We start from the raw sequence: 25453 nt of genomic DNA on the forward strand, positions 1-25453 counted from the left end.
GTGGTACTCTCCCCTTTGACGCCAGTCATGCCTTCTTCCATGACTGGCGTCTTTTTGTGGGGATGGACCTCAAGTGCTCAGTCTGCCACTCATTCGTTGCCCCGGCTCGCGCGCAATCCACGTCGCCGCACCAGATAGAACGCTGCGGGAATCACCACCATGGAGAGCACCGGTGCGGTGAGCATGCCACCCAGCATCGGCGCGGCGATACGTTGCATGACCTCCGAGCCAGCACCGGCACCGATGAACAGCGGAAACAAGCCGGCCAGAATGACGGCCACCGTCATCGCCTTGGGGCGTACCCGCTGCACGGCACCTTCATAGATAGCCTCTTGCAGGGTAGACACATCTTCCGGCGCACCGCTGGCCAAGCGCTGCTCCCAGGCATGGCGCAGGTACAACAGCATGATGACGCCGAACTCAGCCGCTACGCCGCCCAAGGCGATGAATCCGATCATGCTGGCCACCGAGATCGCATGGCCCAACCCCCAGATCAACCAGAAACCGCCGACCAATGCCAAGGGCAAGCTGAGCAGGATGATGGATACATCGCTGAGCCGGCGAAACACCATCCATATGACCAGGAAGATGATCGCCAAGGCCGCGGGCACGACCCATTGCAGGCGCGCCAATGCCCGTTGCAGGTACTCGTACTGCCCTGACCAAGCCACCCCGTAGCCGGCAGGCAAGCTCACCTGGGACTGCACTGCGGCTTGCAGGGCCTGGACCACCGATCCCAGGTCGCGATCGGCCACATCCACATAGATATAGCCCACCAACCGGCCGTTATCGCTCTTGAGCATTGGCGGGCCTGGACTGACCGAAAGCTCCGCCACCTGGCTCAAGGTCAGTTGCACGCCGCCTGGCGCGATCAGCGGCAGATCCTGCAAAGCCTGCAACGAGTCACGCTGGCCACGGGGGTAGCGCAAGATGATGGGATAGCGCTCGCGCCCCTCGATCGTTTCCCCTATTGGATCGCCGCCAACGACCGTGGCAATCAGTTGCTGGAGTTGGCCTTGAGTGAACCCATAACGTGCAGCGATTTCCGGGCGCACCCGAACATCGACATAGCGCCCGCCGGTGACGCGTTCGGCCAGTGCCGAACTCACGCCGGGCACGGTCTTGGCCACCTGCTCGATCTGCTGGCTCAGGCGCTCGATCTGCTCCACATCCGGCCCGGAGACCTTGATCCCAATCGGGCTTTTGATGCCGGTGGCCAACATGTCGATGCGATTGCGAATGGGCGGGACCCATAGGTTGGTCAGACCGGGAATCTTGACCGCTGCGTCCAACTCCTGGCGTAGCTTTTGAGGGGTCATGCCCGGGCGCCATTGATCCCGCGGCTTGAAGGTCACGGTGGTCTCGAACATCTCGATAGGTGCCGGATCGGTCGCACTTTCGGCACGGCCGGCCTTGCCGAACACGTGCTCGACCTCCGGTACGGTCTTGATCATCCGGCCCGAGAGCTGAAGCAACTGGCGCGCCTTGTCAGCGGACAGGCCTGGCAGGGCCGTGGGCATGTACAACAGGCTGCCTTCTTCCAAGGGCGGCATGAACTCACTGCCCAGCCGGCTGAAGGGGATCAACGTGAGCACCAGCAGCATGCCACTGAGCAGCAAGGTGACACCGGGATGTTTGAGGACCCAGAGCAGGATGGGCCGGTAGCCGGCGATCAGGATGCGATTGATGGGGTTCTGCTGTTCCGGGCGGATGCGGCCGCGGATCAGGTAGCCCATCAGGACGGGGATCAAGGTCACCGACAACCCTGCTGCGGCCGCCATCGCATAGGTCTTGGTGTAGGCCAGGGGCGAGAACAATCGCCCTTCCTGCGCCTGCAGGGCAAAGACCGGTACGAAGGACAGGGTGATGACCAACAAGCTGGCGAACAGGGCCGGTCCAACCTCGGCCGCCGAGCGGGCCATCAACTGCCAGCGCTCCTCACCTTGGGGTTCCCGGCCGTGCGCCTCGCGCCAGTGCTCCAGGTGCTTGTGTGCATTTTCGATCATCACCACCGCTGCATCGACCATCGCACCAATGGCGATGGCGATGCCACCTAGCGATAGCAAGTTGGCGGAGATGCCCTGGGCGTGCATCACGATGAAGGCCGCCAGGATGCCCAAGGGCAGGGTGATGACGGCCACCAGCGCCGAGCGTAGATGCCACAGAAACAGCAGGCACACCAGCGCTACGACCAGGAACTCCTCGCCTAGCTTGTGAGTGAGATTGCGCACTGCGTCCTGGATGAGCTCGGAGCGGTCGTACACCGGAACCACTTCCACGCCCTCGGGCAAGCTGGACTGCAACGCCTGTAGTCGCGCCTTGACGTTCTGAATAGCTCCCAAGGCATCCTTGCCGGTGCGCAGGACGATCACGCCGCCGGCCACCTCACCTTGACCATCCAACTCGGCGATACCACGGCGGAAAGTCGGGCCGCGACTGATCGTGGCCACCTCGCCGAGCAAGACGGGGATGCCGTCGTTGCCGTTCACCGGCACCTGCTCGAATGCCTCCTGTGTGCGCAGGTAGCCTTCGCTGCGCACCATCAGTTCGGCTTCGCCTTGTTCGATCACCGAGCCCCCGGTAGCGCCGTTAGCCGCATCCACCGCCTCGATGAGCTCGGCCACCGTCAGTCCGCGGGCCGCCAACGCCTGCGGATCGGGCTGGATCTGCCAGGCGCGCACCGCACCGCCCACACTGGCTACTTCAGCCACGTCCGGCACGGTCTTGAGCTCATAACGAAGAAACCAGTCCTGCAACGCACGCAGTTGCCCCACATCGCGTTGACCGGTCCGATCCACCAGGGCGTACTGATAGATCCAGCCCAGTCCTGTCGCATCAGGACCCAGCGCTGGATTCACGTTCGGCGGAAGTCGATCGCGCACCTGGCTCAAATACTCCAGTACCCGAGAGCGAGCCCAGTACAGATCAGTGGCATCGTCAAACAAGATGTAGACGAACGAATCACCAAAGAAGGAAAAGCCGCGCACCGCCTTCACGCCGGGCACGGACAGCATTGTGGTGGCCAACGGGTAGGTGACCTGGTCTTCGATGATGCGCGGGGTTTGCCCGGCCCATTGCGTGCGGATGATGACTTGGGTATCCGACAGGTCCGGCAGCGCATCCAACGGCGTGTTCTTTACCGACCAGATGCCGACCACCGCCAGCAGCGCAGCGGCAACCAGCACCAGCACACGGTTGGCGATGCAAGCATGGATAAGGCGCGCAATCATGGCGTGCCCTCCATCGCTTCGGGCATGACCTCGCTTGCCTGGCAATCTGCGGCTGCGGCCGAGCCGAACTTGGGTACCAGTTGCATATCCATGAACGGTGACTTGCCCGGCTTGTCGAAATGCTTCTCCGGCACCATCGGGTCATACCAGTACTGCACCGGGCAGCGCGGCGGCGTGGAGTTGGAGGCCTCTGGCGCGACAGGCGCAGGCTGCCTGGGCGGTGTTGGGACGACCGTGCGCGCATCGTGACCAGCGTCATGGCGCTCGTGTTCACCTGATGCGCTGGCAGGGCCGGTGGGTTGTGCAGCGCCCAGGCGCTCCAACGCACCGGAGAGACTGGCTTCGGAGTCGAGCAGGAACTGACCGGAGACCACCACGCGTTCACCACCGGCCAAGCCGGTCACGATCTGCGTGCGCCCTTGCACGCTACGTCCGGCACTCACCCGTACTGGCCGGAAGCTCCCATCCGGATCCTGCACGATGACTCGGCTGTCCCGCCCGGTGGCAATCAGCGCCTCCGTGGGAACGACCGGCAAGGCCTGCTCGGTATCGGGCTGCACCAGCACCTCGGCGAACATGCCCGGCACCAGCCGACGCTGTGGATTGCGCAGCACGATACGCGCTCGCTGCGTGCGACTGGCCATGTCGACCTGGGGAAGCAACGCCTGGATCTGTCCGGCAAAGCGCTCTGCCGGCCACGCACTGACCGTGGCCTGCACTGAGGTCCCCGGCCGCAAGGTGCCCAGCGCTGCCTGGGGCACCGAGGCCTCCAGCCACAGCGTGTCCAGTCCATTGATCTTAAACAGTGGCGTACCAGGCATCACCGTCTGCCCTTCGCGTACCAGGATCTCGGTCACCACACCACTGTGGTCTGCGCCAAGCACGACGCCGTTGCGGGCCGAGGCGCCAGAAGGAACGCCCAACGAACGCAACCGTTGTTGCGCGGCACCCTGTAGCTCACGCGCGCTCGCGGACTGAGCTTGGCTCAAGGCATGGGCTTCGGCGATGGCGGCGTTCCATGCCGGGGCTTGCACGGTGGCCAGCGCTTGACCACGACGAACCTCGGTAAAGGGCGCCTTTACCTGCACGTGGGTGATCAAGCCCTCCATGCGCGCACTGACCACAGTTTCCTGGGTCAGATCCCATGTCAGCGTGCCGGGCACGCGTACAGCAGTCCCTAGTGACTCTACCGTCACTTCTTGCGTACGGATGCCGACGTTCTGCTGCAGGCGCGGATCGATCTGCGTTCCGTCCCCCATGGCCTCATCTTCGTATTTGGGCAGCAACTCCATATCCATGAAAGGAGATTTGCCCGGCTTGTCGAATCGCTGCTCCGGCGCCATGGGGTCGTACCAGTACAGCACCTTGCGCGCTTGACCCGCGCCGTTCGTGCCGGTGGACGGGGGCGTATCAGAGCTTCGGGTCATCCAGGCGTACCCGCCGGCAAAGCCGAGCGCCAGCAACCCGAGGGCCACGGCGAGCTGTGTGAGACGCGTCTTGGTCGGGTTCATGGCGTGTTCTCCTCATGGGGCAGCAGATAGGCCAATGCCGCCCAGGCACGGCCCTGTTCGCCCAGCAGACGGGCGTTTTCCAGTTGCAGTTCGATCTCATCGCGCCGCGCTTCCAGCCACGGCTGCAGGTCGGCACCGGCGCTGTAGGCGGCCAACGCCGTGCGTGCGCGATCGCGCGCCAATGGCAGGCTCTGCGCGTTCTGGCGCTCCAACTGGCCGGCTAGCCCGCGCCATCGCGCCATCGCGCGGTGTACCGACTCGGCTTGGATGCGTCGGGCCTCATCGCGCTCTGCGGACACCGCCTCCAGCTCGGCCCGTCGTGCCGCGATGCCTCGTGCTTGGCGGTTCTTCTGGAACAGCGGCAAGCCCACGCCCACTTCCACCATGAGCATGTCGCTGCGCGGCATGCCGTCGGGCGCGCGCTCGCGACGTCCGTAGGTGAGCTCCACACTCCAATCCGGACGGGTCTGGGCCACGGCGGCATCCACCTTGGCCTGGGCAACGTCCTGACGCGCCTCCCAGCCCAGTAGGGGCGCATGTTGGTCCAGCTTGGCCAGCAATTGGGTGGGCTCAAGTGGCAACCGCGAAAAATCCGGGGCCGGACCGCTGGCCCGTACCGTTTCAGGTGAGATACCCAACCATCGCGCCAGACCGGCCTGTGCCGCGGCGTGCTCCGCATGTATCTGTTCGAGGCGATCATCCAACTGCAGTAGCGCGGCCTGGGCGGCAAGCACGTCGCTGGCCCCGGCCGTGCCGCCTGCCAAGCGCGCACGCGCCGCACGCTCGGCGATGCGTGCCGGCTCGCGCAAACCTTCCAACGCATCTACGGCTTGCTGCGTACTCCACAGCTCGATCCAGGCCTGCGCGGCTGCTTGGGCCACCATCTGCTGTTCGGCCAACGACAGCGAGCGCGCTTGTGCCAGCGTCGCTTGCGCCAGCGCTTGCTCGGCACGTCGTTTCGCACGCGCAGGAAACTCCTGCATCAGCCCGACTTGCTGGGTGGTCATCTCATCGGCCCGCAGGCTGAAGGCATCCGGTCCGCTGACGGGCCAGTTGGCCAGCCCCACGATCAGACGTGGATCGGGCAGCGTGCCGGCACGGGCGGCTTCCTCGGTACTGGCATCGATCTGTGATCGGCGTACCTGCAGGGTAGGGGCGTTAGCAACCGCCCGCTGTAGGGCTTCGGTGTAGCTGATCGGCATGGCGGGCGTTGCCGCCACCACAGGACCAGTGAGCGCTAGGGCGAACACCAACCCACACGCAATCCTGCGCTTTGCACGCAAGAAGAAAGACATCTCCATAAGACCTCCGGACAAACGACAACGAGCGCGCTGCAACGCATGCAGCACGAGCACGGGTCAATCCAGGAGGGGGGCTTAAATCAGCAGGCTACAGAAGCGCTGCAGGGGAGGCGGATCGGACACGCACACCGGAACGTCCCGATAGAACTGCGCGTGTACCGGTGGCAACAGAGCCTGTACCAGCGCGAAGGCGGCCAGCGCCGGCTGGTAAGGCACTTGAGGGGCCTTCGCATCGGCCGTGGCGATGTGATCGCGCTGGCAATGCTGGTCGCACAACGCCGGAGCATCGGGATCCGGCGCAGACATCTCTTCGCAACCGGCCATCAGAGTCGCCTGTCCGGCTTCCACCGATTCCAGCGGACAGGCGTAGGCCACCAGCGCCAGCTGCTGCAAAAGAAGCGCCCACAATCCCAGCCATGCCAGTCGGGCACGAGGACGGGGACGCCGCCATCGCCTGAGCAGCTTCACCATGACAGCTCCCGCACGCCCGAAGCAGCGCCTGCGGACGCTGGGCGGATCAGGGCAGGGGACGTGCGAGCTCTCATGATGGCCAGTCTAGCCCTCTTGGGGCCGACTGGCATTGATCAGGATCAAGCCCTCCCACGGCCTCAGCGGTGGCATCCGCCGCAGCAAGAGGATGCGGCCGGGGCGGCCGGCGTATCGGCCTCGGAAGGGAGCACGGCGGCGATGACATAGCCTTGCCGCTGGATGGCCTCCACCGCCTGTTCTACGGCAAGCAGGCCCACGATCTTGACCACGCCGCTGCCCAGATCGACGTCCACCTGGGCGTGGGGGTCAACGGCCTGAATGGCTTGGGTGACCGTCCGGACACAGTGACCACAGGTCATACCTTCAACAACGAGATTCATGGACAACCCTCCAAAAAGCATCGGCGGTTTGCCGACAGCGTCACGATGAGCCTTCCCACGGTGGGAAGGTCAAACGGCAGGCCAGTTAAGTGCTGGTCCGCCGTGCGCTGTTGACCTTCCCATCATGGGAAGGCCCAGGCTACCTGCTCGCTCCTACTGGCCCTTACTCCATGGACATAACGCTCACCTCGCCGCGGCCGGCGCCTGCGGACACCCATCGCTTCAGTGTCGCCGGCATGACATGCGCCTCGTGTGTTGGCCGGGTAGAGCGCAGCTTGCGCTCCGTTGCCGGCGTGAGTGATGCGTCGATCAATCTGGCAACCGAAGTGGCCGAGGTAACCGCACCGGCGGCCGCGTTGCCCGCCTTGATCGCTGCGGTGAAGCAGGCCGGTTATGAGGTTGCCAGCCAGGAGCGGGATCTGATCATCGAAGGGATGACCTGCGCTTCCTGTGTGGCACGGGTAGAGCGTGCGCTGCGCGCTGTGCCGGGCGTAATGGAGGTGTCGGTCAATCTGGCCACCGAGCGCGCGCGCATAACGACCACGTCACTGGTGGAGGTCGCATCCCTGGTTGCCGCGGTCAGCGCAGCGGGCTACCGCGCGATCGAACCGCAGACCCCGGCAGGCAACGCCGATACAGCGCCGGCGCGCCAGGCGCTCAGTGGTGACACCCTCAAACTGCTGATCGCTGCAGCCCTGTCCCTGCCATTGGTCGTCCCGATGCTGGGATGGGTCGCAGGTCAGCACTGGATGCTACCGGGCTGGCTGCAGTTTTTGCTCGCAACGCCGGTGCAGTTCTGGATCGGTGCGCGCTTTTATCGCGCCGGATGGCACGCCCTGCGCGCCGGCACGGGCAACATGGATCTGCTGGTCGCTTTGGGGACCAGTGCCGGTTATGGACTGAGTGTCTATCACTTGTTCAATGATGCCGGACACCACGGCGATGCCCCGCTGTACTTCGAGACCTCGGCGGTCATCATTACCCTGATCCTGCTGGGCAAGTGGTTAGAGGCCCGCGCCAAGCAACAAACCACGCAAGCGATCCGGGCCTTGCAAGCACTGCGGCCAGCCACCGCACGCGTGTATCAGGACGGGCAAGAGCGCGAGGTTGCCATTCACGAGGTTGCCGTTTCGGACATCGTCAGTGTGCGGCCAGGCGAGCGCATCCCTGTGGATGGCGTGATCGCGGAGGGCCGCACGCACGTGGATGAGTCCCTGATCACGGGAGAGTCCATGCCCGTGGCGCGCGGGGAGGGCGATCGCGTTACCGGTGGGGCCATCAATGGCGAAGGCCGCATCCTGGTGCGCACACTGGCCATCGGCGCCGAGACCGCCTTGTCTCGGATCATTCGCCTCGTGGAGGATGCACAGGCCAAGAAGGCACCTATCCAGCGAACCGTGGATCGGGTGAGCGCAATCTTCGTGCCGGTGGTGATTGGCCTGGCTTTGCTCACGCTGCTCGGCTGGGGTCTGGGAACGGGAGATTGGAACCAGGCGATCCTGAGCGCGGTAGCGGTGCTGGTGATCGCATGCCCGTGTGCGCTGGGGTTGGCGACCCCAACGGCGATCATGGCTGGCACCGGCGTGGCTGCCCGAGCGGGCATTCTGGTCAAGGATGCCGAGGCGCTGGAAGTGGCACGTACCGTCAAGGTGGTGGCCTTCGACAAAACAGGCACGTTGACCCAAGGACGTCCGGTACTGGCCGAAGAAATTGCCACCCGTGGCCACGCGGCCGATCTGTTGCCGTTGGCGGCGGCCCTGCAGCAAGGCAGCGAGCATCCCTTGGCCAAGGCCGTACTGAGCGTGATGGGCCAGCGCGCCATTCCGCTCGCACGCGACGTGCAGGCGGTGCCTGGCCGCGGCATCACCGGCACGGTGGATGGCAGGAACCTGTTGCTGGGCAGCACCCGCATGATGCTTGAGCATGGCGTGGCGCTCACGGCATTGCAGACCCGGGCCGACCTACTCAGCCAGACCGGCCACACGGTGTCCTGGCTGGCAGAGCAGGGCACCGATCATCCGCAGTTGCTCGGCATTCTGGCCTTTGAGGATCCGCCGCGTCTGGGTGCAGCCGCAGCTGTGCAACGGCTGCACACGCTGGGTCTACGCACCGTCATGATTTCTGGCGACAACCCCGGCGCGGCCGCCTCGGTGGCCAAGGTACTAGGCATCCACGAGGTGCGCGCCAATGTATTGCCTGAGCAGAAGGCTGCCTTGGTCGCAGAATTGGCTCAGTCGGCACCGGTGGCCATGGTCGGCGACGGGGTCAACGATGCGCCAGCACTGGCTGCCGCCAACCTGGGGGTGGCCATGGGAACCGGTACCGATGTGGCGATGCATGCCGCTGGAGTTACCCTAATGCGCGCTGAGCCGGGCCTGATCGCCGATGCCATCGACATTTCCCGCCGCACGACCCGCAAGATCCATCAGAACCTGTTCTGGGCTTTCGGTTACAACGTGGTCGGGATCCCTCTGGCGGCCCTGGGCTTGCTTGATCCGGTCATCGCCGGCGCAGCGATGGCCTTGTCCAGTGTGAGCGTGATTGCCAACACGCTGCTGTTGCGCCGTTGGCAGCCAACCAAGATCGATGTGGGAGAGGCATGATGGCAACCAGACGCAGTTCCAAGGTACTGCGGCCCGAACTGGCCGATGCGCGCGAAGCCGGATTGCATAACATCGGCGAGGCCGCCGCGCTCAGCGAGGTCAGCGCCAAGATGATTCGCCACTATGAAGGGATCGATCTGATCCCTCCGGCCAGTCGCACCTTTGCTGGCTATCGCCTTTACACCGATGCCGATGTGCACAGGCTTCGGTTTATTCGTCGTGCCCGCAACCTGGGATTCTCCATCAAACAGATCCAGTCGCTCTTGGGCTTGTGGAGCGATGACCGGCGAGCCAGCGCCCAGGTCAAGAAACTGGCCCAGGGCCACATCGACGATCTGCAGGTCAAGATTACCGAGATGCAGGCCATGCAGCGAACGCTGCGCGATCTGGCCAGTCGATGCCATGGCGACAACCGTCCGGAATGTCCGATTCTGGACGATTTGGCGAGTCCGACGAACGGGCATTGACGTTCCCACAGTAGGAAGCCTGACGCTGGCTATCCCTGCTGGTTGGAGCAGCAACGCATGCATCGACTACATATCCCGGCCATGGTTTGCAGCGCATGTGTGGCACCCATTCGACGTGCGTTGATGAGCGTAGATCCTTCGATGCGGGCGCAGTTCATGCTGGACCAACGCCGTATCAGCCTCGAAACCCGCCGTCCGCTTGAGCTGATAAAGCAAGCACTCAGCGCGATCGGCTATCCGGCCCACATTCATCATTAGTAGCGCTAAAGATGCGTTGTGCCCTTGCGTCATCTCGATCGCCCCCTATCACCTGACTCGCCGAATGAGCCTCATGCACGCCTACCGTGTCACCCGTGGACAGGGTCCACAAAGTCTCCACAGAATCGAGGTTCCGCCCTCGTCCTTGGGTGAGAACCAGGTGTTACTGGCCGTCAAGGCCGCCTCGCTCAACTACCGTGACTTACTCGTTGCTCACGGTCAGATGGGTGCCGGTGAAGCCCGGATCCCACTGTCGGACGCCGCCGGACAAGTAGTAGCTGTCGGTCCTGCAGTCACCGACTTCTCTATCGGTGATGCCGCACTTCCCATCTTCTTCCCGCTGTGGATTGATGGATCTCCCAGTGACCAAACGCTGTCCCTGTCGCTGGGTGGCAACATCGACGGTGTGCTGACGACACATTTGGTGGTCGACCAAAGCGCATTGGTGCACGCGCCACGCACTCTGTCATGGGAGCAAGCTTCTACGATCGCGTGCGCAGGGGTCACGGCCTGGCACGCGTTGTTTGAGCTGGGTGCGTTGCCCGACGGTGCTCATGTGCTGATTCAGGGCACCGGCGGCGTGTCTACATGGGCGGTCCAGTTGGCGTTGGCAGCCGGCTTGCGCGTCACGGTGCTCTCTGGGAGGGAGGAGGGCATCGAGCACATGGTGGCATTGGGGGCACAAGCTGCCATCAACTACAACACCGATCCCAACTGGGACGAAACGGTGCTCCGCACGACCGGCGGCGTAGATCTGGTGATGGACATCGGTGGCGCCGGCACGATTGCTCGCTCGCTGCGAAGTCTGCGCCCCGGCGGCCAAGTCGTGACCATCGGTGGCGTCGCTGGCGGATTTGCATTGAGCATCGATCCATTCTCACTGATCGGCGGAAAGTCGCTCACCGGAGTGGTAGTGGGTTCCAAGAAAATGACCCAAGCGCTTATCCGCTTCATCGACGAGCACGCCATCGTGCCAGTTATCGACACCATCTTTCCTTTCGCTAAAGCTGCTGACGCGTTTGCGCGCATGGAACATGGAAGGCCCATCGGCAAAGTGGTCATCGCCATCAACTAGCCTCTCGGCTTAACACGAGCCCCTTCATGCCTCTGATCAACATCAAAGTCTCTGCATCTAGTTCTCCGGCGGTGACCGCGGAGATATCTGCCCTGGTAAGCGATCTGACCAGCCGGATTTTAGGAAAGAAGGCGGACCTGATCGCGACAATCATCACGTATGTCCGGCCTGAAGATTGGCTGATCGGAGGAAAGACGCTGAGCGAGATTGGCGTCTCAAGCTTCTCGCTGGAGATCATCGTGACGGATGAGACCAACACCAAAGCAGAGAAGGCAGAGTATCTTGCCGAGGTATTCGCTTGCTTTGAGCGCCTGTTAGGCCCCGTGCACCCGACAAGCTATGTCCATGTCCACGATGCGCGCGCCTCGGCCTATGGCTACGGTGGGCGGACACAAGAAGCGCGGCTCCATCAGTCCTGACATTCCCGTTACGCGCATATCTCGCTTGAAAGGGCACTGTCCAGACAAGTTCTCAGGAACTTCCATACCTAGGAGCTTTCGCCGGGTACTGAAAAGATCTGTCTGATGTCCATGGGGGTCGTGCGGCCATCCTTTGCTACGAGCTCATGAAAAGCTTCTTGAACTTTGGAGAGATGGGCCATCGGCAAAGTGATTTCATCCGATCTGGCCGGATCGCACCAGTACGCCGTGTTGGTCAACGCAACATGCTGGCGGCAGACCATTGGACGGTCCTCGTAAATCGAGCATTGTTCCTGGATAAGGAAGGGGCAGGGCGAACCATGGAAGTCGGCACTAGGAAGCGGCTTCGGCAACCGAGAATGCGAGGAGCGCTTCTCAATAAGCTCGGCCTCAACGGGATAAAGGTGCACCGGGTAGTGGCAACATGCCGAGCAGCCCGCACTGCATGCGACATAAGGAGCCATCGCCGCTGACAGGATCTCCATTTCCTTGTGCAAGGTGCGCAGCTTTTTTATCGGACTTCCAGGCAAGGCGGCCAGCCGACTGGCCAAGCTGGCTTCTCTGTCTTGGATTTCCATCGGAATGCCAGTAAGCATTCGATCGAAATTCGCCTGGGCATTCTTCTTGGCCTGAGTAGGATCGCGCTCTGAGTCATCCGTTTGCTGCGTCATCGGTGCCCCCAAGTGTGCCGCGTTGATGCTCAAGACCTACCAAGCCTGCGTACATCATGCTCGCGGAGGTGAAGGCTATCAGGGCTGGAGCGGCCGGTGCGGGCTAGCCGCAACGCGAGCAAGACACCAATCGAGGACGCAGCCATTCAGACGCCAGGCTCACCGCACCGGCCACGCCGCGGTTTTACATAAGCGACGTTATGCGAAGTAAGTTATTGATTATATTAGTTTAAGTTGGAATTCGCAAGATCCGTAACTGCGCCGTGCGCTGGCTGGCCACAGACGCGATAAGCTAAGCATTCCTTAGTTTTAGTCATTCTTGATGCCATGACGATGCCATCTGAGCGCACCCGCAATGTGCTGCAGGCAGGCGCGTTCCTCAGGCAGCTAGCCGCCAGCCAAGCCGTGCCCAAAGAGGTGCGGCAAGAGGCATACCGACTGCTGCGGCACTATCCAACGGTCAGCGACATTGAGGCGATTGCTGAGCACGAAGAGCGGCTGCGAGCGCTGACCCAGTCGGCCTTCGTACGACCCTACTTGAGCACCGAGATCGAGGCGGACTGGTTCTCCGGATACCCGCTTGGCCCTCATCGCATCTGACCATGAAGCAACCGAGCAGGCCGCGTGGAAGAGGGACTACGTCTGCGGAGGCAGCGCTGGAGGCTTCCTTTGAACGGGCCCGCGACAGCGCAGCCGAGGAACGCGCATTCTTCAAGCGACTGATGGATGCGATCGTGTACGTGCATGCGCCCGTCTCGGACGACGCGCGGACACTGCGGCTAGTCCAGTTCCGCCATCCTGACGGTTTCGACGCGATCCCTTTCTTTACCTCGCTCGACAAGGCGCAGGCGGCCAGCTCGGCTGCTGTCAGAATTCTGGGAGTTTCAGGCCGTGAGCTGCTAACCGGTACTCGCGGCGCGACGTTGATGCTCAATCCCAACGACGGCGGCGTTGTCCTGTACCCGGAAGAGGTTGCGACATTGTTGGATACGGGCTTTCTGGCCAGGGTAGAACGGCTGTCGCCGGCTGAGTTCGCGGTAAGACCTGCCCCGGCGGCACCGGCTTGGCTCGCTCCGGCCATCAGCGCCAGCCTTGAGCACGCCGACTTCGTCTCGTCGGCTTATCTCCTGGAAACTCACTCGTCAGGAGGCGTCGAACAGCCTCCCGGTCTGTTGATCTGGCTGGTGGTCGACCTGGCTTTCGCCGAGCGGGCCGCTCGTCTGGTGACCACCGCCATACAGCCCTTATGCTCAAATTTGGACGTCATCATCGACTTGGCGGTCCACGACGTATCGCAGCCTTTGCCGGCGGGCATGGATGATCCCCAGATCCTGCCCATATTCACGAGAATCAAGTCAACTTGAGCGCGGCTCATCGGCCTATGAGCCCTGAAGACAAGCTACTAGCACTCCTTCCGGAATTGACCGAGGAAGAGAAAGATCGGCGAACGCGCAAGGGTTTGGCCGACGTCGACGCTGGACGTACGATCCCGCACGAGGAACTGCTGCAATGGATCAGGCGACGGTCGGAGCCTTCTTGAGTGTTTTCGTTGGGTCAGGAGCGTGGAAACTCTTGAATCCAATATTCAAGAAGGGCACGCGTGCCTGAGCAGTACTCCAGGAATGCCTGTGTCACACGGTTTCTGGTTCGATCAAGCCTAGTTCTGTAATCCACGAACTGCCTGACGTCGAGGGGTGTTTCCTCGTTGAATCATGGTGTTAGAGCCGATTCGGCTGTTTTTCTCACGAATCCCTGCCGACCCTCCATTGGCGCGGAACGCCAGGAAGATGGTGAGCGCCGAGCCGAGCTGGGCCAGCGGCAAGGCTTCGATCGACAGCCACTGCCAGCCGAAGAAGGTGTAGAGCACGGCCACGGCGCAGTCGAACGCCAGCAACACCAGCAGGCGCTTGTAGGTCTTGGGCCAGATGCGTCGCAACGGAAACGTATCGCGGGTGATCATGGGAGAGGCAACATCGACGTGGGGTGGATGCATTACACCCAGCCTCCACGGTCGTGTCTGCCATCCTTGCGCCAGCGTTGGACAGTGCGCGCACCGTCCGAACGATGCGGCCGGCCTATCTTTCGATAGGTGAAATCCGCAGCCCTGGCCACGATGCTGTGGCATCAACCACCGCAACAGAGGAGCGGCATTGCAGCGCAGGTGCATGGGTAGCCAATGGACAGACTGAGACTGCCATTCAAGTGGCGCGGACAGGTGGTCAAGCTCAATCGCGGCCCGACGCTATGGGCGTCGCTGGCGATGCTGGCCTCTCTGGTGTGGGCGGAGTGGTACTCGCACCTGGGCGTATCGCTGGGGCTGCTGTACATCCTGCCGGTGGTGCTGGCGGCCACGGTGCTATCGCGGCGCGACATCGTCATCGCGGCGATTGCCTGTGCGGTGCTGCGCGGCCTGTTCGTCACCGACGAAACCCCGGTCGAACAGGCACTGCGCTTTTTCATGGCGACGGTTGCCTATGCCGGCTGCGGGTTGCTCGTGGCTGAAATCAGCCGCACCCGCCGGGTGATCCTGGCCCATTACGTGCAGCTGCGCGCCGAACAGCGGCTGCGCCGGCGGCTGGAGCGGCAATTGCGGCTGCTTGCCGAGAGCAGCCCGGCGGCCTTGCTGACCGTGGCCGGCGACGGCCGCATCGTGGCGGCCAACCGCGCCGCGCACGAGATCCTGGACATGGCCGAGGAGAGCGGGCTGGAAGGCCGCGCGGTGCGCGAGTTCCTGCCGCTGCTGGACGATGCGCTGAGCATGAGCGCCAACCTGGATGGCATGCGCACCTCCGCCAGCACCTGGGGCTGCCGCAGCGACGGTACCCGCTTCCCGGCCACCACCTGGTTCTCGGTCTACGAAGACAGCGCCGAGCGTCACCTGGCCGCGATCCTGGTGGACACCAGCGAGGAAGTGCGCGCGCGCGAATCGGCGCACTTCGACGATGTGCTGAAGAACAATCGCCTGCTGGCCGGCGCGGTGTCGCACGAGATCCGCAACCTGTGTTCGGCGGCGGGCGTGGTCACCTCCAACCTGGCGCGGCATCCGGCCATTGGCGCAGATCCGGATCTGGCCGCGTTGCGTAGCCTGGTGGCGGCATTGATGGAGCTGGCGTCCTTCAACCTGCGTCGGCAGCTGCCCGACGACGCGCATGAAACGCGGCTGCAGACGCTGTGCAGCGAGCTGGATGTGATCATCCGTTCGGACTGGGAGGACGTCGATGGCCAACTGATGATCCAGATCGCGGCCGACTTCCCCTCAGTGCACGGCGACCGCCATGCATTGCTGCAGGTGCTGCTCAATCTGGCGCGCAATTCGCTGCGGGCGGTGCAGGCGCTGCCACCGCAACGCCGCCAGTTGATCGTCAGTGCGCGCCTGGAGCAGGAGCGCGCGGTGCTGAGCGTGCGCGACACCGGGCCCGGCATCGCCGAGCCGGGCCGCCTGTTCCAGCCGTTCCGCAGCGACAGCGATGGCTCCGGGCTGGGGCTGTACATCTCGCGTGCGCTGATGGCCAACCAGGGCGGTCTGCTGCGTTACGCGCCTGGCGGCGAAGGCGCCTGTTTCGAGCTGCATCTGCCGCTGGCGCACGCAGCATATGCGGAGGCGCTGGATGGATGAGTCGCGGCGGGCACCGGTGCGCCTCTATCTGCTGGACGACCACACGCTGTTCCGCGAGGGCCTGCTGCGCCTGCTCGGTGCCGACGCCCGTTTCGAGGTGGTCGGGCAGTCCGGCGCATTGGCGCAGGCCATCGTACAGATCGCCTCGCTGATGCCGGACGTGGTCATCCTCGACTACGACATGGGCGAGTACAACGCGCTGGACTACATGCGGCGCCAGGCCGAGCAGGCGCGCCGTCCGGCCACGCTGGTCGTCACCGCCGGCCTGCCCGAGCGCGACGCACTGGCCTTGATCCGGCTCGGCGTGTCCGGTATCTGCCGCAAGGATGTCTCCACCGATGAACTGATCGACAGCATCCATGCGGTGGCGATGGGCCGTGTGCTGATCGACCAGCGTTATCTGCAATCGCTGGTCGCCCAGGGCACCCAGGAAAGCCGGCCCAGTTTTACCGACCGTGAGCGCGAAGTACTGCGTGGCCTGCTGCGCGGGCAGTCCAACAAGTTGATCGCACGCCAGCTCGGCAGTTCGGAAAGCGCGATCAAGGCCACCTTCCAGCAGCTGTTCAACAAGCTCGACGTGCGCTCGCGCAGCCAGTTGGTGATGGTGATCCTGCAGGATTATCGCGACCTGGTGTGAGGCGTCTTGTTCCTTTGAAAGACATCGGGCCAGCGATGCAGGTGCACACGCTTATCCGTTGAACCCGATGCAGTTGCAACGGCACGCTGACAGATAGGGCGTGCGACAAGGCCGCATGTGTGACGCTGATCTGCCGCCTTGCAGGCATGCCGATCGGGATGCGATGGGTGGTGTTTCCGGACAAGCGACGAGCCTCACGTCATCACACAATGTCGGACTCATCTGCACGAGGCATGGACAAAGCGCCGGTCATCATGCGCGCCTGATGGAGAGAGGTGTTACATGGCGAAGCCGACGCTGTTCTTCCTGCACGCCCTTGGGTCCAGCAGCAACGAGTGGTCTGGCGTGATCCAGCGACTGGAGGCGCGTTTCGACTGTGTGGCGCTCGATATTCCCGGCTTTGGAGACGCGCCGCCGCTGCAGCATGTCGACACCGCCGCACTGGTTACCTGGTTTGTCGAAGAGGTGATCCGGCGGCAACCGACCTGCTGGTTTGTGATCGGACACAGCATGGGCGGAAAGATCGCCACCCTGGCAGCGGCGCCGGCACGCGAGGGCGTAGCCGGGCTTGCCGGCCTGGCCGGCGTGATCCTGGTCGCGGCGTCGCCGCCGGCGCCCGAGCCGATGGAGGAGTCACGCCGGCAGACCATGCTGGCCTGGTTCGAAAAGGGCCATCCCACCCGGCAAGAGGCCGAGCAGTTCATCGACGACAACTGTGCGGGGAGGTTGCCTGCACCTGTGAGGGACGCGGCTGTAAACGATGTGCTGCGAACCAGTGCAAAAGCATGGATCGCCTGGCTCTCATACGCCAGTCGTGAGGACTGCAGCGCGCAGGCCGGCTGCATGCACGTGCCCGCCTTGATCCTCGCCGGCAGCGAGGATGGCGACCTCGGCGAAGCCGCGCAAAGCACGTTGAACGCGCCGCATTATCACGCTGCGCGTCTTGCCGTCGTGGCCGATGCCGCCCACCTGATCCCCTACGAACAACCGCAACACCTGGCGCAGCTGATTGCAGCGCATGTGGAGCGCAGCATGGACACGTGCCTGCCCGATGACTTCGTCAGGCTGCTCAATGCAGACCGGGTTGCCCCGCGCATGCGCAAGCTGCTGCTCAGCCGGCACGCTGGCCCACCCGCAGATGCGCAAGGCGTGCTGAGCCAGCATCAACTGGAGATACTCGGCGCAGTCGTTGCGCGCGTATTGGATGGGGAAAGCGATGCGCGCGCGATTGCACGGCGGATCGACGTCCAGCTTGCCGAAGGCGCAGGAGATGGTTGGCGCCATGCCGCGTTGCCACCCGATCGGCTGGCGATGCCGCTGGGGCTCGACACGCTCGACGCGCTGAGCAACGGCTTCGCTGGCCTGCCTGCGGAAACCCAGGACCATTGGCTGCGCGGGGTGTCGCGCGCGACGGCTGGCGATTCCTCGGCACATGGGCTGGATGCAGCGCAGCTGGCGCACTGGTTCGAGGATGTGCGCGCCGAAGCCGTGCGGACCTGGGTCAGCCTTCCCGCCACGATGGCCGCATTGGGATACGACGGCTTTGCGGTTGGCGGTGTCGGTATCGACAGCCTGGGCTATCAGCACACTGCAGCCGACCGGCAGGAAGCCTGGCAGCTTCCCGCCGAAGGCCTGCGATGAGCCGGGGCATCCACGACGCTGCGGTCGATGTGGTGGTGGTAGGCAGCGGAGCAGGCGGCGGCCCGCTGGCCGCACGGCTTGCACAGGCAGGTCTGTCGGTGGTGGTGCTGGAGGCGGGTGCGGCCTTCAGCCCCGCCTCCCATCTGCCCGATGAGCTGACCACCGGCATCTACTGGATGGAGGAGCGCCTGAGCGGCGGGCAGACGCCCACCGCATTCGGCGCCAACAATTCCGGTTCGGGCCTGGGTGGTTCGACCCTGCACTGGGGCGCCTTCTGCCCGCGTCCGGACAAGCGCGATCTGAGTCTGTCGACGCACACCGGGCAGCGCAGCATGGACTGGCCGATCGCGCATGAAGAGCTGCTGTCCTATATCCGCCGCGTGGAGGAGTTCATCGGCGTCTCCGGGCCGGCGCACTATCCGTGGGATCCCGAGCGCAGCTACGCCTATGCGCCGCCGCAGCGCAATGCGTCGGCCAACGCGATGGAGCGCGGTTGCCGAACGCTCGGCATCACCGCCACCGACGCGCCTGCCGCGTTGGTGACCAGGGCGCATGCGCAGCCGCACTACGGCATGCGCGCGGCCTGCAACAACTGCGGCGCCTGTCATCAAGGTTGCAGCAATGGCGCCAAGGTGAGCGTCGATACCACCTGGCTGCCGCTGGCGCGCGCGCACGGTGCCCAATTGCGACCCGGTTGCCGGGTCATCGACATCGAGCGCGACGCCCGTGGCATGGTCAGCGCGGTGGTCTACCAGCAGGACGGACGCGAACGGCGCCAGCGTTGCGCAGACCTGTTCCTGTGCGCTGGCGGCGTGGAAACACCGCGCTTGCTGCTCAACCTGGGGCTGGCCAACTCCAGCGGTCAAGTCGGGCGCAATTTCATGGCACATGTGGCCACCCAGGTGTGGGGGGAGTTCGATGCGGACATGCGCATGAACCGTGGCTACCCCTCGTCGCTGATCACCGAGGACATGCTGCGCCCGACCAATGCCGATTTCATCGGCGGCTATCTGGTGCAGAGCCTGGGCGTGCAGCCGATCACCCTGGCCAACACCCTCGCACGTGGCGCAGGCCTGTGGGGGAGGGAGCTCGTCTCGACCATGGCGCGCTACAACCGCCTGGCCGGCATCGGAATCAATGGCGAATGCCTGCCGCAAGATGCCAACCGGCTAAGCCTGTCCGACGAGTGCGATGCCTTCGGCCAGCGCAAGGCGCGTATCGACTTCAGCTACGGACCCAATGAACGCGCGATCGATGCCCACGCCCGCACATCGCTGCACGCAATCTGGGAGGCGGCCGGTGCCCAACGCATCTTCGCCGCCGCCCGCTCCGCACACACGCTGGGTACCTGCCGCATGGGCATCGATCCGGAGCAGGCCGTGGTCGACCCGGACGGCCGCGCATTCGATATCGCCAACCTCTACATCTGCGACAACTCGATTTTTCCAAGTGCGCTGGCAGCCAATCCCGCGCTGACGCAGATGGCACTTGGCCTGCGCACGGCGGAGCGTTTTCTCGCCCGCTAGTTGCGTGCCTACCACCACCTCTCTCTACCACCAGGAGTTCAGCATGGATCTCGGAATCAACAATCGGATCGCCCTCATCAGTGGCGGCGACTCGGGAATGGGCAAGGAGACTGCGCGGCAGCTGCTCGAAGCCGGCGTGCGCGTGGCGATCACCGATCTTCCGGACGGTACGCTCAACCAGGCAGTGGCCGAGCTGTCGGGCCTGGGGCAGATCATCGCCATCGAGGGCGACGTCACGCGCGAGCAGGACGTCGCCGCCATCTGGACGCAGGTGCGTGAACAACTGGGCGACCCCGACATCTACATCAACGCAGCAGGCGTCACCGGCGCAACCGGCGATTTCCTCGAGGTCAGTGATGCCGGCTGGCTCGAAACGCTGGACATCAACCTGATGGGCGCAGTGCGCATGTGCCGCCAGGCCATCCCCGCGATGCGCCGCAATCAATGGGGACGGATCGTGCTGTTCGCCTCGGAAGACGCCGTGCAGCCTTACGTGGACGAGCTGGCCTACTGCGCATCGAAGGCAGGAATCCTCAGCCTGGCCAAGGGCCTGTCCAAGGCCTACGGACCGGACAACGTGCTGGTCAATACGGTGTCGCCCGCCTTCATCGCAACCCCGATGACCGACAAGATGATGCAAAAGCGCGCCAGCGAAAACGGAACCACGTTCGAGCAGGCGATCGAATCGTTCCTGGACGAAGAGCGTCCCGGCATGGTGCTCAAGCGACGTGGCCGCCCGGAAGAAGTGGCCTCGGCGGTTGCCTTCCTGTGCTCCGAGCGCGCCAGCTTCATCAACGGCGCCGGGATCCGGGTGGATTCGGGATCGGTCTTTACCATCGCGGGTTGAGGCGGGCGTCGTTCCGAGATGCGGTGAGCTACATAAGCTGCCGCGTCCTTTCTCTGCGCGCGTTACCAGGTGCCGGTAAGTGGGCGCATGTGTAATCGGCTGTAGGAATACTGCAGCCACGTTGCTCGGAAAACCAGCTCGTTTCAGCGGAGTGGGGCGCCCACGTTCACGGCGACGCGTAGCCTGCATGCTGGGCTACCACCGGCGGCGCGCGGCCGCTCAAAGCATCTCGATACCCCTCTCACGCCGTATCGCAGGCATTGTCTTCGGCAGGGTAGGAGACGCTACTTTCTGCTTCTCGCTGCTGCATCGCTGTTACCGGCTGCCGCCAACGCTTTCGGCGCGAACTGATACCCCATCGAGCGCCAGGACGATGCGATGCCCAGGTCATAGCCATAGACCAGGGCGACGTGGATCGCCGACATAGCGGCCGCCTTCTTGTCGTTGGCGAGGACGACCTTGGCAATGTGCTCCGCCAACGCTTTGTCGTCGATGCGCCGTTCGGACAGGTTGACCTGCACAACCACAGATTCGACATTCGGCGTGCCGAACACCGTGTTGTGCACGACGCGCGCGGACTGCACGCCCGGCTCGGCACTGACGGCTTCATGGGCCGCCAGCAAGTCCTTGAAGTAGTCGCTCTGCGCAAGTTGCCCGGTAAACGCCGGGACTGCTGCGGCTGCGATCATCAACACAGCGACCACCACCAAGTGCACACGCCACACCGGCATCGGCCTTACCGCGGCGAGCGGTGTCTGCGCGGTCACCACCGTGCTTCCCACCGCAAGGTCGTGCAACGACCGGCGACCGCGGCGATTGAACAGATACAGATAAAGGATCGAGAGCGTCCCGCCGAAGATCAGCAGCGTCAACACATACTGCAGCGGCGAGAGCAACACATCGCGATCGAACTGTGCGCCGTTGAGGAAGAACGGGACACCCAATACCGAGTAACGCAGCAGCGATCGCGGAAGTGCCAACAGGGCATCGTCCCTGCCAGCGACGCGCACGCCCAGCAGGCGCTTGCCCAGGGTCTGCCCCTTGCAAAGCGCGCTGTTCATGACCCCGAAGTAAGTCAGTGCAACGAAGAATCCGAACAAACGCCCATAACCGCCCATCCGCACGAACACATCCAGCAACGCCCAGCCAGCCAACGCGCCAGCCATGCCAAGCACGAGGCAATCGACCAAGAACGCAGCAGACCGCCGCCAAAAACCCGCCGCGCCAGGCGCAGTATCAACTTCCATGTAGTTCCCCGTCAGGTGTTCTCCCGGGCGGGATGATGCCATGCTGCGGTCAAGGAGACCACGAGTCGGCGGCTTTACCCGGGGATTCGCGGCAATTTGGTGGCAGATAAAATCTCAGTTTCTGGTCGACAACGGGCATGGCTGGGGAGGACAGCTTGGGGAAATGTGGCTATCGATTAGGGAGCGTTATCGTGGATAGAGCAAAGGATCGATTATGGGGCGTACATAGGGAGGCTAGACCGCATCGAGTAGGGTCGTCGGATAAAAAATTCTCACGCTGTGAGACGAGTTGCTCGAAGCTGGGACTCAATTTTTGAATACATATGGATGCCTGGACGCTGCACCATCGCATGCGACCATTGCGGATACCTGCAATTGAGGAGGGACACTGATTTTGATCAGTGCGGGCCTCTCACACGGCGCGAACGTAACCTTTGGATTGCAAAGGCTATCCAAATCCCAGCCAATGAGGCGTATTTCGAAAAATATGAATCCGGTGATCGGAGTGCTAAATTTTTGAAGGATTTTGACGCCACTGTTGAACATGAACTTGTGCATTTTTACGAGGCTTTTTTCAACGGTAATAAATTCAACGGGCAGGAGGGTGATTTATATGGAAATTATTTATATGGAAGGCCGATTCCAATTCGCTAAAAAATTAAGAATATTTATTATGGCAGCCAGTTTTCTTGCAAGCTTGGCCGCCTGCTCAAAGAGTGGCACACAGGTAGACGGAAGTTATTCGCCCAGTAAATCTTGCGACGTCGAAAAAATGGAAGTACTGGTTGCCATGAGCAAAAATTCAGAGATAGCTGCTTATGACTCGGGATATTTCACCGGCTCTGAGTTGGTATTCTTGTGGGATGCAGCGCCGAGAAGTGTTGATAAATGTAAGCGCACACAGGGGAATGTGCGGATAATTAGATCAATCGAGCCAAATTACGTACGTCCGCGCGAATTTATTCTTGTCGAAAAAATATATTCTGATTCGGATGCAGCGTTCGTTCAATTTCATCTTGTGCCAACTGGTAAAAATGGAGATGTGTTCCTTAGGAAACAGGAGGGGCATTGGCGCGTGACGCAAAAGAGGCTTTGGGAGAATTGAGGCGCTACGAAAATTGCTTGAGTCCCGAATCCAAGGAAACGCGCAGCCCCAAAGGTTACGAGTCGGCGGGTGATCTGTTGTCGACTCCACGCAATTCAGTGCCAGCCAAAACTAGAGGCCTGCGGTTAATGTTAATTACGGAACTGACGGGCGTTAGCCCGCCCAGGCTGTCGTGCGGAATTTGTTGATTGCATTGGCGAGCCAATATTCGGTCTGTTCGCGAACCTCGCTCAGCGTGCGGAAGATGTGCATGTCCAACACGCCGCGTCTTTAGCTGCCGTTGAAGCGTTCGATAAAACCATTTTGCATCGGACGTCCCGGCTCAGTGAAATCCAATGCGATGCCTTTACACTCGGCCCACTCGGCCAAAGCTAAGAAGTTTGACGGGGTAGCCCTGTCAAGATGATGCGGGCCGCTGCAAGACTGTGGTCTACTTCGATCGAAGGCTTCCAGACTGAAATCGTCGATGACATTGAACATGCGGAAGCGTCGACGATCCCACTACGCATCGGACATGAAGTCGATCGGCCATTCGGTATTGGGGCGTGAGCTGCCGGTTGAGGTGCCGTGTGACCCATCCTGTATTTCGCATAATGTATATTATGTCAGATCCAACTCAGTGGCCGGCTACCTCACAGCCCCATTGTCTTCCTGCAGCTCCCGCTTGAACGGCACATCCGGCGGCGGTCTGGCTGTTGCCGGTTGATCGTTGAGGTTCGGGTCGCTCAGGCCGCAGCCGCCGCCGAACTGCAGCAACGACACCACGCAACTGATCTTGGTGGTCGTGCCCGGGATCGGGATTTCGATCTTCTTCAGGCCGCGCCGCACCCATTCCTGCAGCAGCGACTGGTTCGGCATCCAGTACTTGTCCAGCGAGGTCGGCGTGTAGCCGTACGGCGGACGTTTGAGCCAGGTGCCGCCCTGGGCGATCTGGTCGCGGGTCCAGGTATCGGTTTCGCTGCCCGGCGGTCCGCGATCACCGGCGCCGTTGCCGGCATCGCCGGCTCCGGCGGCGACGTGAACGCTGCCGTCTGCGTTGAACATGCCGTTGCGTGCTCCATTGGCGCCTGTGGTTTCGCCGGCGCGACGATGGTCGGATTTGCTCCAGTCGTCCGCGTTGGCCGCGACATCCCAGCCGCCGCTGCGGTCTGCTGGCGCCGGGCCGGCATTGCTGGTCGCCGGCTTGGCTGAGGATGCGGCTGCCGCCGTGGTGCTGCTGGGTTGCGCCGATCGCGCCGAATTCGCCTGTGCCTGATTGGGCTGCGTGGAGGCCGCCGATGGCTGGGTTGCTGCAGCTACCGACGTCGACGATGTCGGCGCTGGAGTCGCCGGCGTCTGCTGGGATGGCGCGGCCGGTGCCGGCTGGGGCGTCGGGTCCGGCACGCTTGGCAATTCGGCCGTTCGAATGGCCACCTCAGGCATGCGCACCGTCGGTGTGATCTCGCGGCTGCGCACCGATGGCGCAACGACCTGGGGCCGGTCCGGCACGACGACTTCCCGCTCGCGCACCGTCGGTGCGTTGGCAGTGCGCATCGCGACGGTCGCGGCGGGACGCTGCAATTCGCGCAGCTGCGGCTGCTCGGTCACGGTCTGGATATCGCGCTGACGCACCTCGATCTGCGGTGCGGCCGGCGCGACCGGACGCGGCGCCACCGTGATCGTCGGCGGTGGCGGCACGACAAAGTCGTTCGTGGCCACCGGTGTTTCGGTGACCTGTAGCGGCGATTCGATCGTCACCGGCGGCACCGGTACGGTCACGCGTGGCACCTCCGGCGCTATCGGTTCGCTGGCAGCGGCAGCCACCGGTTCCGGCGCGATGTCCTGGGCCTGGGCTGTGCTTGAAGGAGGGTCGACGGACTCGACAGGCGCAGGCGCCAACGGCGCTGCGCTTGGCCTGCCGGTCGCAGCGGATGCACTGGATTGTGACGCCGAAGCCGCATCGCCCGAGGCGGCCTGCGCAGCGTCAGCGGGCTGCCCTTGCCCACCGCCCTGCTCTGCCGCACCGTCGCCGATGAAGGTCATGCGCACCCGTGATTCGTCGCCGGTCTGGGTGTCATCCGGCGCCCAGCGCACCGTGACGACCCAAATGAGCAGTGCGATGAAGCCAAGATGGATCAACAGGCTGCCGAGCAGCGCCAGCCAGTGCTGTGGTCGCTGGTCTTTCGGTCGCGGCTCCCAGTGCTGCCACCACAGGCTGCGAAATGCCTGGAACGGCGACAACAACGCCACGCCAGCACCTGCAGGCGGCGCTGGCCGTGCCAGCAGCACGCCCATCACCTGGTCATCGTCGAACGCAGCCGCCGGCCCGATGCGACTGCTCATCCAGGTTGCCCAGCCGTAAGGCAGGCCGGTGCGCCGATCCAGGATGAGCTTGCCCGGCATGCGCGCGCGCAGTGCCTGCAGCAGATCGGCGGCCGTGGTCACCGGTGG

Annotated in this window: 22 protein-coding genes and 1 pseudogene; 13 read left to right on the forward strand and 10 right to left on the reverse strand. The window is 63.2% G+C overall.

Annotated elements, in window-relative coordinates; translation table 11 throughout:
• Positions 1-89 precede the first annotated feature (89 nt).
• From AC06DU_RS10815 to AC06DU_RS10835, 5 genes are all read right to left on the reverse strand, one after another.
• Entirely contained in the window at positions 90-3230 is a 3141-nt protein-coding gene (locus tag AC06DU_RS10815) for an efflux RND transporter permease subunit (protein WP_046935216.1), read from the reverse strand.
• Positions 3227-4741, reverse strand: a complete 1515-nt coding sequence (locus AC06DU_RS10820; protein ID WP_046933520.1) for an efflux RND transporter periplasmic adaptor subunit — start codon at positions 4739-4741, stop codon at positions 3227-3229. Before AC06DU_RS10820 ends, AC06DU_RS10815 begins: the two co-directional genes overlap by 4 nt.
• Positions 4738-6042, reverse strand: a complete 1305-nt coding sequence (locus tag AC06DU_RS10825; RefSeq protein ID WP_173426936.1) for a TolC family protein — start codon at positions 6040-6042, stop codon at positions 4738-4740. The genes AC06DU_RS10820 and AC06DU_RS10825 overlap by 4 nt, the downstream gene beginning before the upstream one ends.
• 75 nt (positions 6043-6117) lie before the next feature.
• On the reverse strand, positions 6118-6513 hold the full coding sequence (locus AC06DU_RS10830; RefSeq protein ID WP_046932609.1) for a hypothetical protein: 396 nt from the start codon (positions 6511-6513) through the stop codon (positions 6118-6120).
• Between the two features lie 137 nt (positions 6514-6650).
• A complete protein-coding gene (locus AC06DU_RS10835; RefSeq protein WP_046935270.1) occupies positions 6651-6911 on the reverse strand; it encodes a heavy-metal-associated domain-containing protein in 261 nt (86 codons plus the stop codon).
• 275 nt (positions 6912-7186) lie between these two features.
• On the opposite strand from AC06DU_RS10835, the gene AC06DU_RS10840 reads away from it, so the two are divergent.
• The 5 genes from AC06DU_RS10840 to AC06DU_RS10860 all read left to right on the forward strand — a co-directional run bounded on the left by AC06DU_RS10840 (position 7187) and on the right by AC06DU_RS10860 (position 11733).
• Positions 7187-9514, forward strand: a complete 2328-nt coding sequence (locus AC06DU_RS10840; protein WP_478202424.1) for a heavy metal translocating P-type ATPase — start codon at positions 7187-7189, stop codon at positions 9512-9514.
• The gene (gene cueR / locus AC06DU_RS10845) at positions 9514-9981 is read left to right on the forward strand and encodes a Cu(I)-responsive transcriptional regulator (RefSeq protein ID WP_080952949.1); all 468 of its coding nucleotides are present in this window, start codon (positions 9514-9516) and stop codon (positions 9979-9981) included. The genes AC06DU_RS10840 and cueR overlap by 1 nt, the downstream gene beginning before the upstream one ends.
• 123 nt (positions 9982-10104) lie before the next feature.
• Entirely contained in the window at positions 10105-10239 is a 135-nt protein-coding gene (locus AC06DU_RS10850; protein WP_255419551.1) for a hypothetical protein, read from the forward strand.
• A 73-nt stretch (positions 10240-10312) separates the two neighbouring features.
• Positions 10313-11314, forward strand: coding sequence for a zinc-dependent alcohol dehydrogenase family protein (locus tag AC06DU_RS10855; protein ID WP_046935269.1), 1002 nt, complete (start codon positions 10313-10315; stop codon positions 11312-11314).
• Between the two features lie 26 nt (positions 11315-11340).
• Complete coding sequence (locus AC06DU_RS10860; protein WP_046935215.1) at positions 11341-11733, forward strand: tautomerase family protein; 393 nt, start codon at positions 11341-11343, stop codon at positions 11731-11733.
• 68 nt (positions 11734-11801) lie between these two features.
• Here AC06DU_RS10860 and AC06DU_RS10865 read toward each other — a convergent pair whose 3' ends face one another.
• A complete protein-coding gene (locus tag AC06DU_RS10865; protein ID WP_127170486.1) occupies positions 11802-12437 on the reverse strand; it encodes a YkgJ family cysteine cluster protein in 636 nt (211 codons plus the stop codon).
• Between the two features lie 294 nt (positions 12438-12731).
• Between AC06DU_RS10865 and AC06DU_RS10870 the strand changes: the two genes are divergently transcribed.
• Both AC06DU_RS10870 and AC06DU_RS10875 read left to right on the forward strand, forming a co-directional pair.
• Complete coding sequence (locus AC06DU_RS10870) at positions 12732-13004, forward strand: BPSL0761 family protein (protein WP_046935214.1); 273 nt, start codon at positions 12732-12734, stop codon at positions 13002-13004.
• A gap of 2 nt (positions 13005-13006) precedes the next feature.
• Positions 13007-13768, forward strand: a complete 762-nt coding sequence (locus tag AC06DU_RS10875) for an SseB family protein (protein ID WP_052759879.1) — start codon at positions 13007-13009, stop codon at positions 13766-13768.
• A 293-nt stretch (positions 13769-14061) separates the two neighbouring features.
• On the opposite strand, the gene AC06DU_RS10880 is transcribed toward AC06DU_RS10875, so the two are convergent.
• Positions 14062-14364, reverse strand: a complete 303-nt coding sequence (locus AC06DU_RS10880) for a hypothetical protein (RefSeq protein WP_478202426.1) — start codon at positions 14362-14364, stop codon at positions 14062-14064.
• A gap of 216 nt (positions 14365-14580) precedes the next feature.
• Between AC06DU_RS10880 and AC06DU_RS10885 the strand changes: the two genes are divergently transcribed.
• From AC06DU_RS10885 to AC06DU_RS10905, 5 genes are all read left to right on the forward strand, one after another.
• Entirely contained in the window at positions 14581-16020 is a 1440-nt protein-coding gene (locus tag AC06DU_RS10885; protein WP_478202427.1) for an ATP-binding protein, read from the forward strand.
• Positions 16013-16657, forward strand: coding sequence for a LuxR C-terminal-related transcriptional regulator (locus AC06DU_RS10890; protein WP_065031359.1), 645 nt, complete (start codon positions 16013-16015; stop codon positions 16655-16657). The genes AC06DU_RS10885 and AC06DU_RS10890 overlap by 8 nt, the downstream gene beginning before the upstream one ends.
• A 282-nt stretch (positions 16658-16939) precedes the next feature.
• Positions 16940-18298, forward strand: coding sequence for an alpha/beta hydrolase (locus tag AC06DU_RS10895; protein ID WP_478204412.1), 1359 nt, complete (start codon positions 16940-16942; stop codon positions 18296-18298).
• The gene (locus AC06DU_RS10900) at positions 18295-19824 is read left to right on the forward strand and encodes a GMC family oxidoreductase (protein ID WP_478202429.1); all 1530 of its coding nucleotides are present in this window, start codon (positions 18295-18297) and stop codon (positions 19822-19824) included. The genes AC06DU_RS10895 and AC06DU_RS10900 overlap by 4 nt, the downstream gene beginning before the upstream one ends.
• Positions 19825-19867: 43 nt before the next feature.
• Positions 19868-20671: an SDR family NAD(P)-dependent oxidoreductase gene (locus AC06DU_RS10905; protein ID WP_478202431.1), complete on the forward strand. Its 804-nt coding sequence runs from the start codon at positions 19868-19870 to the stop codon at positions 20669-20671.
• Between the two features lie 284 nt (positions 20672-20955).
• Here the strand turns inward: AC06DU_RS10905 and AC06DU_RS10910 are convergent, their stop codons facing one another.
• On the reverse strand, positions 20956-21837 hold the full coding sequence (locus tag AC06DU_RS10910) for an RDD family protein (RefSeq protein WP_478204414.1): 882 nt from the start codon (positions 21835-21837) through the stop codon (positions 20956-20958).
• Between the two features lie 694 nt (positions 21838-22531).
• Here AC06DU_RS10910 and AC06DU_RS10915 point away from each other — a divergent pair.
• The gene (locus tag AC06DU_RS10915) at positions 22532-23023 is read left to right on the forward strand and encodes a hypothetical protein (RefSeq protein ID WP_478202432.1); all 492 of its coding nucleotides are present in this window, start codon (positions 22532-22534) and stop codon (positions 23021-23023) included.
• A gap of 95 nt (positions 23024-23118) precedes the next feature.
• Here the strand turns inward: AC06DU_RS10915 and AC06DU_RS10920 are convergent.
• Positions 23119-23569 (reverse strand): annotated as a pseudogene (locus tag AC06DU_RS10920) (integrase core domain-containing protein); the annotation flags it as partial.
• Positions 23570-23650: 81 nt separating this feature from the next.
• The gene (locus tag AC06DU_RS10925; RefSeq protein ID WP_478204415.1) at positions 23651-25447 is read right to left on the reverse strand and encodes a transmembrane repetitive protein; all 1797 of its coding nucleotides are present in this window, start codon (positions 25445-25447) and stop codon (positions 23651-23653) included.
• Positions 25448-25453: the final 6 nt, after the last annotated feature.

It is taken from the genome of Xanthomonas sp. NCPPB 3200 (genome assembly GCF_056393585.1).

Excerpts from the sequence above, each read along its gene's own strand:
- AC06DU_RS10815 (WP_046935216.1), bottom strand. The coding sequence starts at position 3,230 with ATGATTGCGCGCCTTATCCATGCTTGCATCGCCAACCGTGTGCTGGTG.
- AC06DU_RS10905 (WP_478202431.1), top strand. The coding sequence starts at position 19,868 with ATGGATCTCGGAATCAACAATCGGATCGCCCTCATCAGTGGCGGCGAC.
- AC06DU_RS10910 (WP_478204414.1), bottom strand. The coding sequence starts at position 21,837 with ATGGCTGGCGCGTTGGCTGGCTGGGCGTTGCTGGATGTGTTCGTGCGG.
- AC06DU_RS10825 (WP_173426936.1), bottom strand. The coding sequence starts at position 6,042 with ATGGAGATGTCTTTCTTCTTGCGTGCAAAGCGCAGGATTGCGTGTGGG.
- AC06DU_RS10895 (WP_478204412.1), top strand. The coding sequence starts at position 16,940 with ATGGCGAAGCCGACGCTGTTCTTCCTGCACGCCCTTGGGTCCAGCAGC.
- AC06DU_RS10890 (WP_065031359.1), top strand. The coding sequence starts at position 16,013 with ATGGATGAGTCGCGGCGGGCACCGGTGCGCCTCTATCTGCTGGACGAC.
- AC06DU_RS10875 (WP_052759879.1), top strand. The coding sequence starts at position 13,007 with ATGAAGCAACCGAGCAGGCCGCGTGGAAGAGGGACTACGTCTGCGGAG.
- cueR (WP_080952949.1), top strand. The coding sequence starts at position 9,514 with ATGGCAACCAGACGCAGTTCCAAGGTACTGCGGCCCGAACTGGCCGAT.
- AC06DU_RS10860 (WP_046935215.1), top strand. The coding sequence starts at position 11,341 with ATGCCTCTGATCAACATCAAAGTCTCTGCATCTAGTTCTCCGGCGGTG.
- AC06DU_RS10850 (WP_255419551.1), top strand. The coding sequence starts at position 10,105 with ATGAGCGTAGATCCTTCGATGCGGGCGCAGTTCATGCTGGACCAACGC.
- AC06DU_RS10835 (WP_046935270.1), bottom strand. The coding sequence starts at position 6,911 with ATGAATCTCGTTGTTGAAGGTATGACCTGTGGTCACTGTGTCCGGACG.
- AC06DU_RS10900 (WP_478202429.1), top strand. The coding sequence starts at position 18,295 with ATGAGCCGGGGCATCCACGACGCTGCGGTCGATGTGGTGGTGGTAGGC.
- AC06DU_RS10870 (WP_046935214.1), top strand. The coding sequence starts at position 12,732 with ATGACGATGCCATCTGAGCGCACCCGCAATGTGCTGCAGGCAGGCGCG.
- AC06DU_RS10915 (WP_478202432.1), top strand. The coding sequence starts at position 22,532 with ATGGAAATTATTTATATGGAAGGCCGATTCCAATTCGCTAAAAAATTA.
- AC06DU_RS10885 (WP_478202427.1), top strand. The coding sequence starts at position 14,581 with ATGGACAGACTGAGACTGCCATTCAAGTGGCGCGGACAGGTGGTCAAG.
- AC06DU_RS10820 (WP_046933520.1), bottom strand. The coding sequence starts at position 4,741 with ATGAACCCGACCAAGACGCGTCTCACACAGCTCGCCGTGGCCCTCGGG.
- AC06DU_RS10855 (WP_046935269.1), top strand. The coding sequence starts at position 10,313 with ATGCACGCCTACCGTGTCACCCGTGGACAGGGTCCACAAAGTCTCCAC.
- AC06DU_RS10830 (WP_046932609.1), bottom strand. The coding sequence starts at position 6,513 with ATGGTGAAGCTGCTCAGGCGATGGCGGCGTCCCCGTCCTCGTGCCCGA.
- AC06DU_RS10880 (WP_478202426.1), bottom strand. The coding sequence starts at position 14,364 with ATGATCACCCGCGATACGTTTCCGTTGCGACGCATCTGGCCCAAGACC.